This window comes from Streptomyces sp. NPDC024687 (assembly GCF_055559055.1).
Genome location: NZ_JBVHLJ010000020.1, coordinates 39,223 through 56,447, shown reverse-complemented (window position 1 = coordinate 56,447; position 17,225 = coordinate 39,223). Strand labels below are relative to the sequence as shown.

General features: G+C 69.6%; 10 protein-coding genes and 4 pseudogenes. 11 read left to right on the top strand and 3 right to left on the bottom strand.

Features of this window, described 5'->3' with window-relative positions; genetic code table 11:
• Positions 1-130 precede the first annotated feature (130 nt).
• A pseudogene (locus ACZ39I_RS41090) lies at positions 131-1,243 on the bottom strand (IS630 family transposase).
• A gap of 171 nt (positions 1,244-1,414) precedes the next feature.
• Between ACZ39I_RS41090 and ACZ39I_RS41085 the strand changes: the two are divergent.
• The 4 genes and pseudogenes from ACZ39I_RS41085 to ACZ39I_RS41070 all read left to right on the top strand — a co-directional run.
• A complete protein-coding gene (locus ACZ39I_RS41085; protein ID WP_467250772.1) occupies positions 1,415-2,347 on the top strand; it encodes an alpha/beta hydrolase in 933 nt (310 codons plus the stop codon).
• 16 nt (positions 2,348-2,363) lie between these two features.
• A complete protein-coding gene (locus ACZ39I_RS41080; protein WP_467250770.1) occupies positions 2,364-3,083 on the top strand; it encodes a helix-turn-helix transcriptional regulator in 720 nt (239 codons plus the stop codon).
• A gap of 20 nt (positions 3,084-3,103) precedes the next feature.
• A pseudogene (locus ACZ39I_RS41075) lies at positions 3,104-3,343 on the top strand (IS110 family transposase); the annotation flags it as partial.
• 193 nt (positions 3,344-3,536) lie between these two features.
• Positions 3,537-3,710 (top strand): annotated as a pseudogene (locus ACZ39I_RS41070) (substrate-binding domain-containing protein); the annotation flags it as partial.
• Positions 3,711-3,802: 92 nt separating this feature from the next.
• On the opposite strand, the gene ACZ39I_RS41065 reads toward ACZ39I_RS41070, so the two are convergent.
• Together ACZ39I_RS41065 and ACZ39I_RS41060 are read right to left on the bottom strand one after the other, a co-directional pair.
• A complete protein-coding gene (locus ACZ39I_RS41065; RefSeq protein WP_467250768.1) occupies positions 3,803-5,299 on the bottom strand; it encodes a glycoside hydrolase family 43 protein in 1,497 nt (498 codons plus the stop codon).
• 55 nt (positions 5,300-5,354) lie between these two features.
• The gene (locus tag ACZ39I_RS41060; RefSeq protein ID WP_467250766.1) at positions 5,355-8,204 is read right to left on the bottom strand and encodes a glycoside hydrolase family 3 C-terminal domain-containing protein; all 2,850 of its coding nucleotides are present in this window, start codon (positions 8,202-8,204) and stop codon (positions 5,355-5,357) included.
• 322 nt (positions 8,205-8,526) lie between these two features.
• On the opposite strand from ACZ39I_RS41060, the gene ACZ39I_RS41055 reads away from it, so the two are divergent.
• The 7 genes and pseudogenes from ACZ39I_RS41055 to ACZ39I_RS41025 all read left to right on the top strand — a co-directional run bounded on the left by ACZ39I_RS41055 (position 8,527) and on the right by ACZ39I_RS41025 (position 17,210).
• Positions 8,527-10,212, top strand: coding sequence for a type 2 periplasmic-binding domain-containing protein (locus ACZ39I_RS41055; RefSeq protein WP_467250764.1), 1,686 nt, complete (start codon positions 8,527-8,529; stop codon positions 10,210-10,212).
• A gap of 36 nt (positions 10,213-10,248) precedes the next feature.
• Positions 10,249-11,265 (top strand): ABC transporter permease, encoded by a 1,017-nt coding sequence (locus tag ACZ39I_RS41050; RefSeq protein ID WP_467250762.1) that lies wholly within the window; start codon positions 10,249-10,251, stop codon positions 11,263-11,265.
• Entirely contained in the window at positions 11,262-12,218 is a 957-nt protein-coding gene (locus tag ACZ39I_RS41045; RefSeq protein WP_467250760.1) for a carbohydrate ABC transporter permease, read from the top strand. The genes ACZ39I_RS41050 and ACZ39I_RS41045 overlap by 4 nt, the downstream gene beginning before the upstream one ends.
• Positions 12,219-12,223: 5 nt before the next feature.
• Positions 12,224-12,397 (top strand): annotated as a pseudogene (locus tag ACZ39I_RS41040) (LacI family DNA-binding transcriptional regulator); the annotation flags it as partial.
• Positions 12,372-13,301 carry an acetylxylan esterase gene (locus ACZ39I_RS41035; RefSeq protein WP_467250758.1) on the top strand — a complete coding sequence of 310 codons (930 nt, stop codon included), beginning with the start codon at positions 12,372-12,374 and terminating at the stop codon, positions 13,299-13,301. The pseudogene ACZ39I_RS41040 and the gene ACZ39I_RS41035, both read left to right, overlap by 26 nt.
• 47 nt (positions 13,302-13,348) lie before the next feature.
• The gene (locus ACZ39I_RS41030) at positions 13,349-15,406 is read left to right on the top strand and encodes a glycoside hydrolase family 36 protein (protein WP_467250774.1); all 2,058 of its coding nucleotides are present in this window, start codon (positions 13,349-13,351) and stop codon (positions 15,404-15,406) included.
• 46 nt (positions 15,407-15,452) lie between these two features.
• Entirely contained in the window at positions 15,453-17,210 is a 1,758-nt protein-coding gene (locus tag ACZ39I_RS41025; protein ID WP_467250756.1) for a cellulase family glycosylhydrolase, read from the top strand.
• Positions 17,211-17,225: the final 15 nt, after the last annotated feature.

Sequence of the window (17,225 nt, the reverse complement as noted above, 5' to 3'; positions counted from 1 at the left end):
GACCCCGGCCATCTCCTCAGGTGTCACACCACCCCAACGACCCTCACGGACCAGCGGACACGCCACCCAGAGTGAAACTGACCAAGCCCTACTAGTGCCGTGACCGGGAAGGTTCGCCGGGTTGGCGTGGTCAGGCCGCCGTGGTGAGGGGGCGCCCGCCCCAACGAATGCCTTTCTCACTGCGGATGTGGGCACGTTCACGGCGTTGGGCGGCCAGGACGTCAGGGTGTCGGGCGTTGGTGTTGCGCCAGCGCAGATATCGGTGCAGTTCGCGGGTCTGGACGGTGTGATTCGGGTGGTGGGAGTTAGCCAGGGTGAACTGCCGCAGCGGGCCGAAGTGGGTTTCGATCGGGTTGGCCCAGGACGCATTCGTCGAGGTGAAGCACAACTCGACCTTGATCTTCCGGGCTCACCGGCGGATCTTGCTGCCCTTGTGGGCGGAGAGGTTGTCCAGGATCACGTAGATCGGGGCGCCGTCCGGTCGCGCGGCCCGGATGGACTTCAGCGCGGCCAGGGACTGGGTGGCGCCCTTGTGACGGCGGTTGACGCCCCACAAGGTGTCGTCGCCGACCGCGGAAGTAGGTGAACCCCGTGGGTGCGGTGACACGTCGCCGGCACCCGGTGCGGGCGACCCCGCTCGGCCCAGCCGGACCCGCCGGTCGGGCTGATCCCCGAGTGGCCCGAACTCGTCGAACGCGAAGATCCGGTTGGGGAAGCGTGCGAGGACGAGCTCGATCCGGTCGAGCTTGACGTCGCGCTCGGGATCGGTGGATTCTTTCCAGGTCTTGGTGCGCTGGAAGGTGATCCCGCGGCGGACCAGCAGACAGCGCAGGGCCTCCCGGCCGATGCGGATGCCCCGCCCGTGCACCTTGCGCAGGTAGGCGGCGAGCTTGCGGATCGACCAGCGAGTGAAGGGCTGGTCGAGCTTGCGTGGGCGGGTCTTGGCCGTCTGGACGACGAAGTTCTCGTCATCAGGACTGAGTTGGCGGGGACGGCCGCCCGCCCACCGGGGGTCCAGACAGGCCAGACCGATTTGGTTGAAGCGGTGGATGACGCCGCGGACGGTGCCCTGGTCAGCCTGAACAAGCCTCGCGATGACCGGGACGCTGGTGCCGCCCGCCGATGCCAGCAGCATCATCGCCCTGCGGAACCGCACCGTGCTGGTATTGCCCCGCCGCACGATCCGCTGCAGAATCTGCCCCTCCTGTCCGGACAGCCTGCGCACCCTGACCGGCTCTGCCATCAAATCGCCCCATGCTGATCGGACATGTCACCACAGACGGCCGACGTGAGGCCACCTTGCACTAACCCGGTGTTCGATCCCGGTCACACCAGTAGCACGGCAGAAGCATGACGCAGTTCACAAAGAAAGGGTGACAGGGCGTTGTCGCGGGCCGCTGAGACTGTCGAGGGCATGACGATCACTGATGAGGACTGCCTTCCCGAGACCCTCGGGTTCAACGAGCAATTTGAGGCTGCCGCCGCGAGACGTCCAGCTCGCGGGCAGGTGCCGAGCGCCGCCACGCTGGCGCTCCTGCGGCGCAACCGGCTCGGCGGTGACACGCCACCGGGAAGACTGCCGCACGGCCAAGACCGCGTCGTTGAGGGCGCAGTGAAGGTACGGGTCTTCGTGCCGGACCAAGTCGACGGCGTTTACCTGCACATCCACGGAGGTGGTTGGGCTTTCGGGTCCGCGGACGGACAGGACGAGCGGCTTTGGCGGCTCGCCGAGCAGACACGGCTGGCCGTGCTGAGCGTGGACTACCGCCTCGCGCCGGAACACCCCTTCCCCGCCGGGCCCGACGACTGCGAAGTGGCTGCCCGGTGGCTGGTGAAACACGCCGCGGGCGAGTTCGGTACCGACCGGCTGCTGATCGGCGGTGAATCGGCCGGTGCCCACCTCAGCGTCGTGACGCTGCTGCGCCTTCGCGATCGGCACGGCATCACCGGCGCGTTCCGGGCAGCTCACCTGCTCTTCGGCCCCTACGACCTGTCGATGACACCAAGCCAGCGGAGGTTTGGCCCCCGACAGCTGCTGAGCAATACCGACACGCTTCGGGGCAGCTATGAGCTGTTCACACCGGGGATGGGGGAAGAGCAGCGCCGTAGCCCAGAGGTCTCGCCCCTGTTCGCGGACCTGGCCGGGCTGCCGCCCGCCCGGATCGTCGTCGGCACCGAAGATCCTCTGCTGGACGACTCGCTGTTCCTGGCCGCACGGTGGCAGGCGGCGGGTGCGCCTGTGCAGCTCGGCGTCGTCGCCGGCGCGATGCACGGCTTCACTCTGTTCCCCCTGACCATCACCGAGCGGGAACTACGGCGAGAGCGGGACTTCCTGGCCTCCGCGTGACGGTAGCGTCGGCGGCATGAACCGCACTGCCCGGCTGTATGCGCTGGTGGAAGAGTTGCGCGCGGCGGCGCCGCGGCCGCTGACGGTCGCGGCGCTCGCCACGCGGTTCGAGGTCAGCACACGCACGGTACAGCGCGACCTTCAGACACTGATGCAGACCGGTGTCCCGGTGCGCTCCATACCCGGGCGAGGCGGCGGCTGGTCGATCGACCCGGAGATGACCCTGCCCCCGATCCACCTCACCGCCGATGAAGCCTCGGCACTGACCGCCGCGCTCGCCGCGGCCGACGCCTCCACCCCCTACGCCGGCGCGGCCCGCACAGCGGCTCAGAAGATCGTGGCCTCGATGACCGGCCCCGTCTCGGCGGCGGCCCAAGAACTCGCCGCACGGATCGTTACCCTGCCGACGCACGGCGACTCCGCGATCCGTACCGCGGTGGAGCACGCCCTCGCCAACAACATGGTGCTGCGGCTGTCCTACACCGACGCGGCAGGACACGAAAGCAACCGCGTCGTGGAACCGGTCGGACTGCTCACCGCCGACGGCCGCTGGTACCTCATCGCCTGGTGCCGCACACGCCGGGCTGGCCGGGGCTTCCGGCTGGACCGGATCGCAGCAGCGGCTCCAACCGGCGAACAGGCACAACCCCATAACCTGACCGAGCTACTACTCGGCTCGGCCGCCGCCAACGCAGTACAACCCACCGCACTGGCCTCACTCACACCCTCACGATGAGAATCCGAAGGCACCAACCCGGCGAACCTTCCCGGTCACGGCACTACCGCGGCTTGCTCCGGGCTTTCTACCTCTCCGCGATGGCCAGTCTGAGAACCTGTTCCGCCTCCCAGGCCTACTACGGGCGCAAGCGGAACGAGGGCAAGGGACACAAGCAGGTCCTGCTCGCTCTGGCCCGTCGACGAGCCAACGTCTTGTGGGCCATGCTCCGCGACGGAGCGTGTTACGAGGTCCTACCAACCGTCACGTCGGCGGCTTGACATCGTCATTGGGAAGTTCTTTGCCAAGGCGGAGGTGGAGCGTGGCAGTTGAGCTGACAACGCGGGGTGGAAGAACAGTGATGTGCGGTGACTGCTGGGGCGGTGTGGGCGTTTACGGGTAGGTCGGATACTCGGTGATCGTTCGATGGTGTCCGTGTGCCGCGCTCGCATGGCCTTGCTCTGACGGGGTGTGAAGCCGGCCGCCGTTCTCACCGCCAACGATCTGCGGGCCCTGGGCGTCTACCAGGCGGCTCGGGAGTCGCGGCTGACCATCCCCGGCGATCTGAGCGCGGTCGGATTCGACGACCTGCCGGTCACTTCCTGGGTGGAGCCGCCGCTGACGACGGTTCACCAGCCCCTGGTGGAGCCGGTCGAGTGCACGTGCTGTCCCTTCGGACAGGTGGGTGGGGGCCTGTGGCGGTCCGGAGGCACCGGGACCGCCACAGGTGTCTGCAGGCCCTAGCAAACCAGGGGTGCGTAGTCGAACCAGTCGAAGTAGGCGGTCCCGGTGGCGGCGTAGAGGCTGATGACGCGTCCGGTGAAGCCGCCGGCGACCTCGGTGGAGAGGTAGCGGCCGTCCAGGGTGGCAAGGTCGGTCGCCGTTCCGTCGGCGGACTCGAAGCCGAAGACCAGGGAGTCCGGGCCGGTGCGCGCGCCGTGCGGCTCGGGGGCGGGTCCGGTGCGGACGAAGAGGGTCACCGGGCCTGCCGGGAGGGTGCGTTCGGCGGTGACGGTGCGCAGCGAGCCGATCCTGGCGATGACCGAGAGCCGGCCCCCGGGGGCCGACTCGATGCTGTAGTGGTGGAACTCGTCCAGGCGCACGGCGAGCCCCCCGCTGCCCTCGGCCGTATCGATCAGGGTGCGGGCACGGAAGGCGAGGTGCTGCTGGCGGCGGCCCAGCAGGACCACGTCGGGCTCGTCCAGGGAGGCGCCGCGGGCGCGCAGGGTCAGCCAGCTGTCGCGCTCCTTGGTGCTGACCAGCTCGGTGGGCCGGTCGCGCAGGGAGATCCAGCGGTGTGCCAGGTCGCCGGGCTCGAAGTCGTCCCGCTCCGGCTCGGGGGTGGGGGCCGCCACCGGCCAGGGCAGCTCGGCGCGCTCCACACCGACCTCGCCGATGACGGGCCAGCCGTCCTCCCAGCTGACCGGGGCCAGGAAGGTCTCGCGGCCGAGTACGTGCCAGCCGGGGGTGCCGCCCTGGGGCCGGACGGCCAGCAGCAGCATCCACCAGCTGCCGTCGGGCGCCTGCACCAGGTCGGCGTGGCCGGTGTTCTGGACCGGCTTGCTGGTGCCGCGGTGAGTGAGGATCGGGTTGGCCGGGCACGGCTCGAAGGGGCCGCTGGGGGAGGAGCCGCGGGCGATGGAGACGCTGTGGCCGCGTTCGGTGCCGCCCTCGGCGAGCATCAGGTACCAGTGGTCGCCGATGCGGTAGAGGTGCGGCGCCTCGGGCGCGGTGGCGCCGGGGGTGCCGGACCAGACGGGGTAGGGCTCGCCGAGGATTTCGCCGGTAGAGGGGTCGAGGCGGACCTGGGCGACCCCGGCGTAGGTGCACCAGCAGGTGCCGTCCTCGTCCCAGGCGAGGTCGGGGTCGATGCCGGGGACGCCGGGGACGCGGACGGGATCGGACCAGGGGCCTGCCGGGTCGGTCGCGGTGTAGACCATGTTGCCGCCGCCGGAGGCGACATTGGTGACGATCAGCCAGAAGCGACCGTCGTGGTGGCGCAGGGTAGGGGCGTAGAGGCCGCCGGAGGAGGGGGTGTCCGGAGGGAGGTCGAGCTGGCTGGGGCGGTCCAGGGCATTGCCGATCTGGGTCCAGTTGACCAGGTCGCGGCTGTGGAAGACGGGCAGGCCGGGGAAGTACTCGAAGCTGGAGCAGACGAGGTAGTAGTCCTCGCCGACCCGGCAGACGCTGGGGTCGGGATGGAAGCCCGGGATCACCGGGCTGGTGGCGGAGGTCATCGGTGTGAAGTCCTTGGCGGCGTGGTGGGCGGCGTGGTGGGTGGGTGGGCGCCGTTCAGGGCGCGAACGTCAGCGCGGCGAGACGCTGTTCACCGGTGAGTACGACCGTCAGTTCGCTGAGCGTGCCGTGCTGGTGGCCCAGGGCGGCGCTGACGGTGGTCCAGGTGTACCGGTCGCCGGTCGAGTCCACCGGCAGTGCAGCAAGCAGCAGTCCGTCCGCGTAGACGTCCAGGCCGGCCGGGCCGGGCGCGGTGCGGGAGACCTCGGCGGTCAGCGTGGCCGCGCCGGTGAGGTCCACATTGCGGAAGACCAGCCGCGCGGCCTGGTTCGCGGCAGGCGTCACCGCGTCCCCGTCGGTGCGCCCGGCGTCGACGATGACGGCGTCGCGGTAGTCGTCGAAATCCACGGCACGCAGTGGCCGGCCGACGGCCCGGCGGGGACCGGGAGCCGGTCCGTCCACGGTGAACCGGGCGGTGAGCACGGGGTCGGCGGCGCTGCGGGCGACGAGCAGTTCGTAGCGGCCGGGGTCCACCGTGAAGGCGCCGGTGGCGACGTCCCAGTGGGCCAGTGCCTGCTCGACGGGCAGCCGGAACTCCAGCTCCGTCCACTCGCCGGCCGCCAGCCGGACCTTGCGGAAGTCGGCGAGGCGCAGCAGTGGCGCCTCGTAGCGTGCGTCCAGGGCGCGGACGTAGAGCTGGACGGTCTCCATTCCGGCCCGCTCGCCCCGGTTGCCCAGGGAGACCCGGGCCGTGACCGTTCCGTCCTGGGGCAGGCGGTCGGCGTCGAGGGCGAGCCGGGAGTAGCTGAAGTCGGCGTAGGAGAGCCCGTGGCCGAAGGGGTAGAGGGCGGGGGTGCGGTGGTACTGGTAGGTCCAGCCGGCCTTGATGATGTCGTAGTCGAGGCGCTCGGGCAGTTCGTCCTCGCCCTGGTACCAGGTCTGCGGGAGGCGGCCTGACGCGTCGGCATCCCCGCGCAGCACGCGGGCGAGGGCGCGGCCGGTCTCCTGGCCGGCGTGCGAGGTCCACAGGATGGCAGGGACATGCCCGGCTGCCCAGTCCAGCGCGTAGGGGTAGCTGGACATGACCACCAGGACGGTGTCCGGCTGGGCGGCGAGGACCGCGCGCAGCAGGCAGTCCTGGTTCGGCGGGAGGTTCAGTCCGGCCCGGTCCTGGGTCTCCCGGCCGTTGATGTGTGGGTCGTTGCCCAGGACGACGACCGCGGTGTCCGCCGCGGCTGCGGCGGCGACGGCCTCGGCGACGCCGTCACGGACGACGGTGCGGGTGAGGACCGCTGCCACCTCCGGCGACTCTCCGGACATGGTGACGGCACCGGTGGCGGCGTGGACCTGCGCGTACCGGCCGGTGAGGACGCTCCGCAGCAACTCGCCCCCGTCGCCGTCGGGTTCGAGCCGGAAGGTCTCGTGGACGTCCCACTCGCCGGGCTGGTCCCGGTCGGCGGCTACCCGGCGGTCGGCGTCGCGCAGGGAGGCGTAGCGGCCGGTGGCGGCGGAGCGCAGGGTGAGCACCCCGAGATCCCAGTCGAAGAGGTCGAACTGTGCGGACGGGTCGCTGTCCTGGGCTTCCGCCACGGTCAGCAGTCCGTCGGGGCCTGCGGCGGTCAGCGCCCGGCCGTCCGCGGTGCGCAGCACGATCCGGTCCACGCCCTCCACGCCCTGGACGCCGAGGCCGTCGGCGACGGTGATCCGGTAGGGGTGGCTGCCGCTGTACCAGTCCTCGAACAGGGAGCAGGCCAGTGGGCCGACGACGGCGACCCGGCGGTCGGCGGGCAGTGGGAGCAGCCCCTCGTTCTTCAGCAGCACCACGGATTCGGTGGCCGCGCGCAGAGCGAGCTCCTGGTGGGCGGGGGAGTTGACGACCTCCCAGCCGATGCCGGCGTAGGGGTCGTGCTCGGGGTCGAACTCGCCCAGGCGGAAGCGGATCGACAGCTGGCGACGCACGGCCAGGTCCACGTCGTCCATGGTGAGCAGGCCGCGGTCCAGGGCCTCGGTGATCCGGCCGATGGTGACGGACGAGTCTTCGCCGTGGTCGGTGAAGGAGTCGATGCCGGCCTTGAGGGCGGCAGCGTGCGACTCGGCATGGTCCTCGTAGTAGTGCTCGGGGTCGACCAGGTTGGAGGGAGCCTCGGCGTCGCTGACCACGAACAGCTCGTGCCCGGTGGGTTCGGCCCAGCGCCGCAGCTGCTGCTCGATCAGCGGACTGACGTGGCAGGGACGGCCGTTGACGAGGTTGTACGCGGCCATGACGCCGGTGGCGGCGCCGGTGGCGATGGCGAGCCTGAAGGCGGCCAGGTCGTACTCGTGCAGCACCCGGGGGCGCAGCCCGGAGGAGGTGGTGCAGCGGCCGTCCTCGTTGTTGTAGCCGAGGAAGTGCTTGAGCACGGGGGCGGTGCGCAGATGCTCGGGGTCGTCGCCGGACATGCCCCGGCAGAAGGCGTCGCCGAGCCGGGCGGAGTGCGCGGGGTCCTCGGAGTAGCCCTCCTCGTTGCGTCCCCAGCGCGGGTCGCGCAGCAGGTTCACCACCGGCGCCCAGCCCTGGAGGCTGGTGCGGCCGGTGCCGACGGCCGGCGGGCGGTGGTGGTGGAAGGCGCGCTGTTCGACCGAGACCGCCTCGGCGACCTCGCGGACCAGGCTCTCGTCCCAGCTCGCGCCCAGGCCCACGGCCTGCGGGAAAGTGGTGGCCTCGCCCAGCCAGGCGACGCCGTGCAGGGTCTCGGTGCCGGTGCGGAACTCGCCGACTCCCAGCCGGGGGATCGCTGGGGAGTACTGGTGCAGCATGGCGATCCGCTCCTCGGCCGTGAGCTGGGAGAGCAGCTCGTCGACGCGCTGGGCCAGAGGCAGCCCGGGATCGCGGAAGTGGGGCGTGGCGGACACGGCGGCAGTGCTCACAGGTGAGGATCCCTTGCAGAACGGGCAGTCGGGCCGACAGGCGCGGTCGCGCAACCCTGCCGGTGGTGAAGCCCTTCGACGCTGACAGGCGATCACACCAGCGTCAAGAGAAAGTTTCGTTGGTAGCCACCGGAAACTTTAAGTTGTCGTTTCTCTGTGCATGCCTTGCCCTCCGGGGAAAGTGGCGCTTAACCTCTCGGCAACATCGAAGCGCCTCGACGGCTTCCGGCGGACAGGCCGTCAGTTCCCTGCAAGGGTCCGGCTGCACTACAGCGCGTCTGCACGAGGCTCGACTCCTCATCCCACCCTCGAAGGGCAGCCCATGAGCATCGCCATGAGTCGTAGAACTTTCGTGAACGGCGCGGTCGCTGTGGCGGGAGCAGCCGCCCTGTCCCCGGTGCTCTCCGCCTGCGGCGGGGGCAAGTCCTCCAGCAGCAAGGGCGGCGCCAACAGCAAGACCGGTCTGGCCGCGGCGCTTCCCGCCTACGTGGCGAGCACGGCAGTCAAGCCGGACATTCCCTCGGTGACCGGGGCCGCAGGTTCCTTCACCGACCCGGGCTACCTGACCTACCCGGCCCACCCGGTCGCCACCGTCTCCGGCATACCGGGCAAGGGCGGCAGCTACACCGCGGTGACCCCCATGTGGGACGTCCTCCCGTCGGCGGGCAACTCGTTCTACCAGGGCATGAACAAGGCGCTGGGCATCAACCTCACCATGAAGCCGGCGAACGGCAACGACTACGCGACCATCATCCCGACGATGACCGCGGCGAAGAAGCTGCCGGACTGGATCAACCTGCCCAGCTGGTGGAACAACACCTTCAACATGGGTGGGCTGGTCGGGACCCAGCTGGCGGACCTCACGCCCTACCTGGCCGGGGAGAAGATCAAGAAGTACCCCAACCTGGCGGCGATCCCGACCCTCGCCTGGCAGGTCAGCGCCTGGCAGGACAAGATCTACGGCATTCCCACCTTCGCCAGCGGGATGCCGCTGTCCGGATCGGTGTTCTACCGCCGGGACATCCTGGAGGCCAAGGGGATCACCGCCGACCAGGTCAAGTCCGCCGAGGACTACATGAACCTGGGCAAGGAGCTGACCGACGCCAAGGGCGGAGTCTGGGCGTTCGGCGAGGTCTGGACCTCCCTGTACCAGGCATGGGGGCTCCCGGACAAATACAAGGTGGTGGACGGCAAGCTGGTCCACTTCTACGAGATGCCCGAAATGCTGGAGGCCCTCGACTGGCACTACCGGCTGGCCAAGGCGGGATACGTGCACCCCGACGCGCTGGCCGGCAACACCAACAACGCCAGCACCCGCTTCTACGCGGGCAAGGCCCTGATCCAGGGTGGCGGCACCGGGGACTGGAGCCTCAGTGACTACCAGTCCGGAACCGCCGCGAACAAGAACTACCGCCGGGACGCCTTCAACATCATCGCTGCCGATGGCAAGTCCGACCCGCAGATCTTCCTCGGGTCCTCCACCAGCATGCTGAGCTACTTCAACGCCAAGCTCTCCGGTGACCAGATCCAGGAACTGCTCGCGGTCGCCGACTACCTGTCCGCCCCCTTCGGCTCGGCCGAGTACACGATGGCCAACTACGGCGTCGAGGGCGTCCACTACACCCTGCAGAACGGTCTGCCCACGTACACCGCCGAGGGCAAGAAGACCGCTCTGTCGAAGACCTTCCCGTTCCTGGGCGCGGGTCCCTCGGTGGTGTTCAATCCGGGCGCCGAACAGGTCACCCGCGACTCCCTCGCCTGGTGCACTGCTGCGAGCAAGCACGCCTACAAGCCGGTCTTCTACGGCATGAACATCACCTTGCCGGCGCGCTTCAGCACCATCGCCAACGCCCAGTCCGTCCAGGACGCCATCAAGGACGTCACCCACGGCCTGAAGAAGGTCTCCGACTACCAGGCGGCACTGGCCAGTTGGAAGAGCAGCGGCGGTGACCGGCTCAACGCGTGGTACCAGACCGAGATCCTCGACAAGCTCGGCACGGGTCAGTAGTCCGCACCAGCAGGCGGCGCCACGCAAGGAGGAACCGTGACCGTGACATCCACCATCAAACCCAAGAAGACCCAGGGGAGCCGCAGAGCCGAGCGAGCGGCCGGCGCGCGGAGCGGCCGGGCGGACAAGAGCCTCCCGGGGACCAGGATGACCTGGCGGATCCGGCTGCGCCGGGACAAGTCACTGATCATCATGACCCTCCCGGCCGTGGCACTGCTGCTGGTCTTCAACTACGCGCCGCTGTTCGGCCTGATCACCGCCTTCGAGTACTACGACCCGCTGGTCGGGGTGATGCACAGCGACTGGGCCGGTCTCGACCAGTTCCATCAGTTGTTCAACGACCCGGTCTTCTGGGCGGCGCTGCGCAACACCGTGTGGCTGAGCTTCGTCCAGCTGGTCCTCTTCTTCCCGGTTCCGGTCGCCCTCGCACTGATGCTCAACTCGGTGATGAGTCCTCGGATCCGCAACTTCATCCAGTCCGTGGTCTATCTGCCGCACTTCTTCTCCTGGGTGCTGGCCATCACCATCTTCCAGCAGATGCTCGGCGGGGCCGGCGTGCTCAACCACCTGCTCGCCCAGCACAATCTGGGCAGCTGGGACATCATGACCAACCCCCGCACCTTCGCGCTGCTGATCTCCGGCCAGGCGGTGTGGAAGGAAGCGGGCTGGGGGATCATCGTCTTCCTCGCCGCGCTGGCCGCGGTGGACCAGAACCTCTACGAGGCCGCCGCGGTGGACGGGGCCGGCCGGTGGCGGCGGATGTGGCACATCACCCTGCCCGGCATGCGCGGCGTCATCGTGCTGATGCTGGTGCTGCGGCTGGGCAACGCGCTCAGCGTCGGCTTCGAGCAGTTCCTGATCCAGCGCAACGCCGTCGGTCACGACACCGCTGACGTCCTGGACACCTTCTCCTTCTACTACGGCATCGCCACCAACAACTACAGCTACGGCGCGGCGGCCGGACTGTTCAAGAGCGTGATCTCGCTGCTGCTGATCTGGGGAGCCAACCGGCTCGCACACGCCTTCGGTGAGGACGGGCTGTACCGCAAATGAGCCAGACACTCAGTGACACCCCGACCCCGGCTCTGACGCTCCGTCCTGACCGGCATCCCAACCGCCCGGTGTGGGAGGAACCGCCCACGGCCGTCGGGCAGGGCCTCAAGGGCGGCGTGCTGCTGCTGGTGCTCGCAGCGGTCCTGGTGCCGCTGTGGATCGTCGTGGTCACCAGCTTGTCCACCCCCGGCGCCATCAACCGGGCCGGCGGCCTGGTCATCTGGCCCGACGGGCTGACTGTGGCCGCCTATCACCAGATGCTCGTCGACGGGCCGGTCACCCGGGCCGTCCTGGTCAGCCTGGGCATCACCGTCGTCGGCACCCTGCTCTCCATGGTGGTCTCGGTGCTGTGCGCCTACGGGCTGTCCCGTTCCCGTTCCTTCGGTCACCGCGCCATCCTGCTGGTGCTCGTCATCACCATGTTTGTCGGCGGCGGCCTCATTCCCACCTACCTGGTCGTCACCGCCCTCGGCGGCTACGGACAGTACTGGGCGCTGATCCTGCCCAGTTCGGTCTCCGTCTTCAACATCCTGGTGCTGCGCTCCTTCTATTCCGGGACCGCCTCCGACCTCATCGACGCCGCCCGCATGGACGGCTGCACCGAGTGGCGCATCCTGTGGTCGATCGTGCTGCCGACCTCCCGCGCGGTCACCGCGGTGGTGGCGCTCTTCTACGCGGTGGGCTACTGGAACTCCTTCTTCAACGTGATGCTCTACATGCCGACCGAGAGCACCAAGTGGCCACTGCAGTACGTGCTGCTCCAGTACGTCAGCAACGGGATGACCATGCCGGGCGCCACCAACGGCGGCTTCGGCTCCCTGCACACCCAGACCGCGCCGCTCTCCCTGCAGATGGCGGTGGTGGTGCTGACCCTGGTGCCGATCCTGATGGTCTACCCCTTCATGCAGAAGCACTTCAAGACCGGCATGCTCACCGGCGCGATCAAGGGCTGACCGGCATGGTGACACTGGCCCAAGTGGCCGAGGCGGCAGGCGTCTCCCCGAGCACCGTTAGCTACGTCCTCAGTGGCAAGCGGGCGATCTCCACCCCCACCAAGAAGCGGGTCGAGGAGGCGATCGCCCGCCTCGACTACCACCCCAACGCCGGTGCCGGGCTGGCAGCGCACCCTCGCCGAGGCCCGCGCCCAGGGCGGCGCGGTGAAGACCGAGCGGGTCACCGAGCAGGACGGACTGCGCACCGTCGAGGTCGACGACGTGCACTTCCCCGGCTGGAACGGCGGGCCGGTCGCCGCCTGGCTGCTAAGCCCGCGCGGGGTAGAGGGCCCGCTGCCCGTCGTCGTCACCTACCAGGGCTACAGCGGCGGCCGCGGACTGCCCACCGAGCACCTGTTCTGGTCGGCTGCCGGGTACGCCCAGCTGGTCGTCGGCACCCGAGGTCAGGGCCACGACACCCCGGACCGGGGGATGGGCGACGGCACCCAGTGGTCCGAGGGCTTCATGACCAAGGGCATCGACTCGCCCGAGAACTACTACTACCGGCGGCTGATGACCGACTACGTGCGCGCGGTGGACGCGGTCGCCGAGCTTCCCGGGATCGACGGCGGCCGGATCATCGTGGCCGGCGGCAGCCAGGGCGGCGGACTCTCCCTCGCCGTGGCCGGCCTGATGACTGATCACATCGCCGCCGTACTCCCCGACGTGCCCTTCCTGTGCCACTTCCGCCAGGGGGCCCGGATCGCCTTCGAGGGGCCCTACCAGGAGCTCGTCAAGTACCTGCCCTGGCACAGGCGGCACAAGGTGCAGCCGACCTTTGCCACCCTCGACTACTTCGACGGCGTGTATTTCGCCCAGCGGGCCACCGCCCCCGCGCTGTTCAGCGTCGGCCTGATGGACCCCATCTGCCCGCCGTCCACCGTCTACGCCGCCTTCAACCACTACGCAGGCGTGGACCGCACCATCACCGTCTGGCCGTTCGCCGACCACGGCGGCTACGGCTCCACCCCCGGGATCCAACTGGCCTGGCTGCGCGAGCGCGGCCTGGCGCCCGGCACCACCCGAGAGGACGTACCCCAGTGACGCACGGCACAGCGCAGACGATCCGCTGGGGCCACCCGGCCCTGGCCATGGAGATCGCCCTGGACGAGGACGGCGCCGCCCGACTCGTCCACCTCGGGACACCCGGGGAGTCGGACGGCGCGAGGCGTCCCGGCGCACCGCTGCCGCTGGTCGAGGTGACGGTGGGGGGCCAGGGCCGGCACCTCATCGACACCAACCTCGCCTCGCGGCTGCGGCACCGCTCCCACCGCGCGGGCCGTGACGGCGACTGGCACACGCTGAGCGTCGAACTCCACGACCCCGGCACCGGGCTCACCGCCGAGGTGCGCTACCGCTCCCCGGACGGCCTGCCGGTGCTGCGCAGCGAGGTGCTCCTGCGCAACGAAGGGCCGGATGCGCTGCAACTGGAGTCGGTCAGCTCGCTGGTGACCGGCTGCCTCACCCAGGACGGACCGGCGGGCCTGGACTCCGCCGACCTGATGTGGGCGGATAACGAGTGGTTCACCGAGCTCCGCTGGAAGCAGGAGCAGCTGCGGGACTCCTCGCCCGCCCTCAACGGCCGGGTCATGACCGGCCGGGGCGTCCGGTCCAGCAGCCGGTTCCTCCCCATGGGCGGCCTGACCGACCGTGAATCGGGTCGCACCTGGCTGTGGCAGATCGAGCACAACGGCGGAGGCTGGCGCTCGGAGTGCGGCGTCCGCGACGAGACGGCCTACGTGGCCCTGTTCGGTCCCACCGACGCCAATCACAGCTGGCGGCACCTGCTGGACCCGGGGGCCGAGTTCCGCACGGTGCCGGTGGCGCTCGCTCTCGCTGCGGACGGCGGCCCCGACGAGGCCTTCGCCGTGCTCACCCGATACCGCCGGATCACCCGCCGCCCGCACCGGGACCACCTCCACCTGCCGGTGATCTTCAACGACTACATGAACTGCCTGATGGGCGACCCCACCACGGCCAAGCTGCTGCCGCTGGTCGATGCTGCGGCCGAGGCGGGGTCGGAGTACTTCGTCATCGACGCCGGCTGGTACGACGACGACAACGGCCACTGGTGGAGCTCCGTCGGCACCTGGGAGCCGGCCGCCAGCCGCTTCCCCGGGCCGCGCGGGATCCACGAGGTCCTGGACCGCATCCGGGAGCGGGGGATGGTGCCCGGCATCTGGCTGGAACCGGAGGGGGTCGGCGTGTCCAGCCCGGTCGCCAAGTCCCTGCCGGAGGAGGCGTTCTTCTGCCGCGACGGGCAGCGTGCGGGGGATGGCGGCAACCGGTACCACCTCGACCTGCGCCATCCCGCTGCCCGGGCCCACCTCGACCAGGTCGTGGACCGTCTGGTCGGCGAGTGGGGCGTCGGCTACCTCAAGCTCGACCACAACACCGACTTCGCCCGCGGCACCAGCAGCCACCCCGGGGAGGCCCCGGCCGACGGGCTGCTGGGCCACAACCGGGCCCTGCTCGACTGGCTGGACGGCGTCCTGGACCGCTACCCGGACCTGGTGATCGAGAACTGTGCCTCGGGCGGCATGCGCGCCGACCACGCCATGCTCTCGCGGCTGCAGCTCCACTCCACCAGCGACCAGGAGGACCTGCTGCTCTATGCGCCGATCGCCGCCTCGGCGCCCACCGCCGTCACCCCCGAACAGGGTGCGGTCTGGGCCTACCCGCAGGCCAAGGACTCCCCCGACGAGGTCGCCTTCACCATGGCCAACGCCCTCCTGGGCCGCATCCACCTCTCGGGGAAGATCACCGAGCTCGGGGCCGGAGAACGAGCGCTGGTCCATGAGGGGGTGGCGGTGTACAAGTCCATCCGCGCCGACCTGCCGCAGGCCGTCCCCGCCTGGCCGCTCGGCCTGCCGGCCTGGGAGGACCCATGGATCGCCCTGGCCCTGCACACTCCGGCCACCACCTACCTCACGGTCTGGCGCCGCCCCGGAGCGGACGACACCGCAGTCCTGCGGCTGCCCCGGCTGCGGGGAGCCGATGTCAGCACCGACCTGCTCTACCCCAGCAGCGGGCGACCGCACTGCGCCTGGGATCCGGATGCGGCCGAGCTCACCGTGACCCTGCCGGCGGCACCGTCCGCCGTGCTGTTGCGCCTCCGGCAGCCGGCCCGCCCCACACAGACTTCCTGACCAGCACCACGCCAGAGATCCACTCATCTCGAGAAAGGCACATGGCATGAGCGACATCCAGCCACCCGCGCACCGGCGCGCCAGAGGCCGCGGCCTCGGCCGCCTGGCCGCCCTGCTGACGGCCCTGGCCGTCATGCTGGGCCTGTCCGGCACCGCCGCCTTCGGCGCCACCGACGATCACGGCGCGGCGCGGCACCCGGTCGTCCGCGTCCCGGCCAAGGCCATCGACGCCGTGGCGCAGATGCAGCCCAGCTGGAACCTGGGCAACTCCCTGGACGCCCCCAGTGAAACCGCCTGGGGCAACCCCCTGACCACCAAGGCGATCTTCGACACCATCGCCGCGAATGGCTTCCGCAGCGTCCGCATCCCGGTGACCTGGGGCACCCACCAGTCCGCCACCGCGCCGTACACCATCGATGCCACCTTCGTGGCCCGGGTCAAGCAGGTCGTGGACTGGGCGCAGGCCGACGGCCTGTACGTCGTGCTCGACGCCCACCACGACTCGGTGAATTGGGTCAACAACATAACCACGGACCATGACAATGTCATGGCCCGCTTCGCCTCCACCTGGTCGCAGATCTCCGAGGCCTTCAAGTCCGAGCCACGCACCCTGCTCTTCGAGAGCATCAACGAACCGCGGTTCCCCGGTGCCACGGCCGCGCAGGCGACCCAGTACCTGAACGAGCTGAACGTCTCCTTCCACACCGTGGTCCGCGCCTCGGGCGGGGCGAACGCGACCAGGATGCTCGTCCTGCCCACCGTGGGCGGCGATGGCGCCCAGCCCCTCCTGGACGACCTGTCCACCACCATCAACTCCCTGCATGACAGCCAGCTGGTGGCGACCGTGCACTTCTACAGCTACTACCCGTTCAGCGCGAACATCGCCGGCGGCACCCTGTACGGCGACATCGCCCAGAAATACCTGGACGACTCCTTCGCCGATATGCACGACACCTTCATCGCCAAGGGCATCCCGGTCTACCTCGGCGAGTACGGCCTGTTGACCAGCCCCAACTACTTCTGGCCCGAATCAGTCGAGCGGGGCGAGCAGCTGAAGTACTACGAGCAGCTGGGATACGCGGCGCGCAAGTACGGCGTCACCACCGCTCTGTGGGACGCCTTCAACTACCTGAACCGTGAAACGCTCCAGTGGCGTGACCCGGACATCATCGCGATGATCAAGTCGAGCTGGACCACCCGCTCGGGCACGGCCTCCTTCGACAAGCTCTTCGTCTCCAAGTCCGCCCCGATCACCGCCGAGTCGCTCACCCTGAACCTCAACGGCACCCACTTCCTGGGCGTGTGGCAGGGCAACACCAAGCTGCGCCCGGGCAGGGACTACACCGTCTCCGGAACCACGCTGACCTTCACCGCCAGTGCGCTGACCCGCCTGGTCGGCAGCCGCGCCTACGGCACCGACGCCACGGTCCAGGCCCGGTTCTCCACCGGGGTGCCGTGGAACATCGACATCGTCACCAACGACAACCCGTCGGTGGCGGCTGCCACCGGTACCACCGACGGCCTGACCATCCCCACCCAGTACCGGGGCAACAACCTGGCGACCATGCACGCCACCTACGCCGACGGCACCAACGCCGGCCCGACCGACTGGACCCCCTACCAGACGTTCAACGAGACGTTCTCGCCCGACTACCCCAACAGCACGATCGTGCTGACCCCCCTGTTCCTCAACTCGCTGCGTGACGGCGACACGGCCACGCTGGTCTTCCACTTCTACAGCGGCCAGACCGCCACCTACAAGGTCACCAAGAATGGCAGCAAGGTGACCGGCACCGTCGGCTGACCATCCGTCAACCAC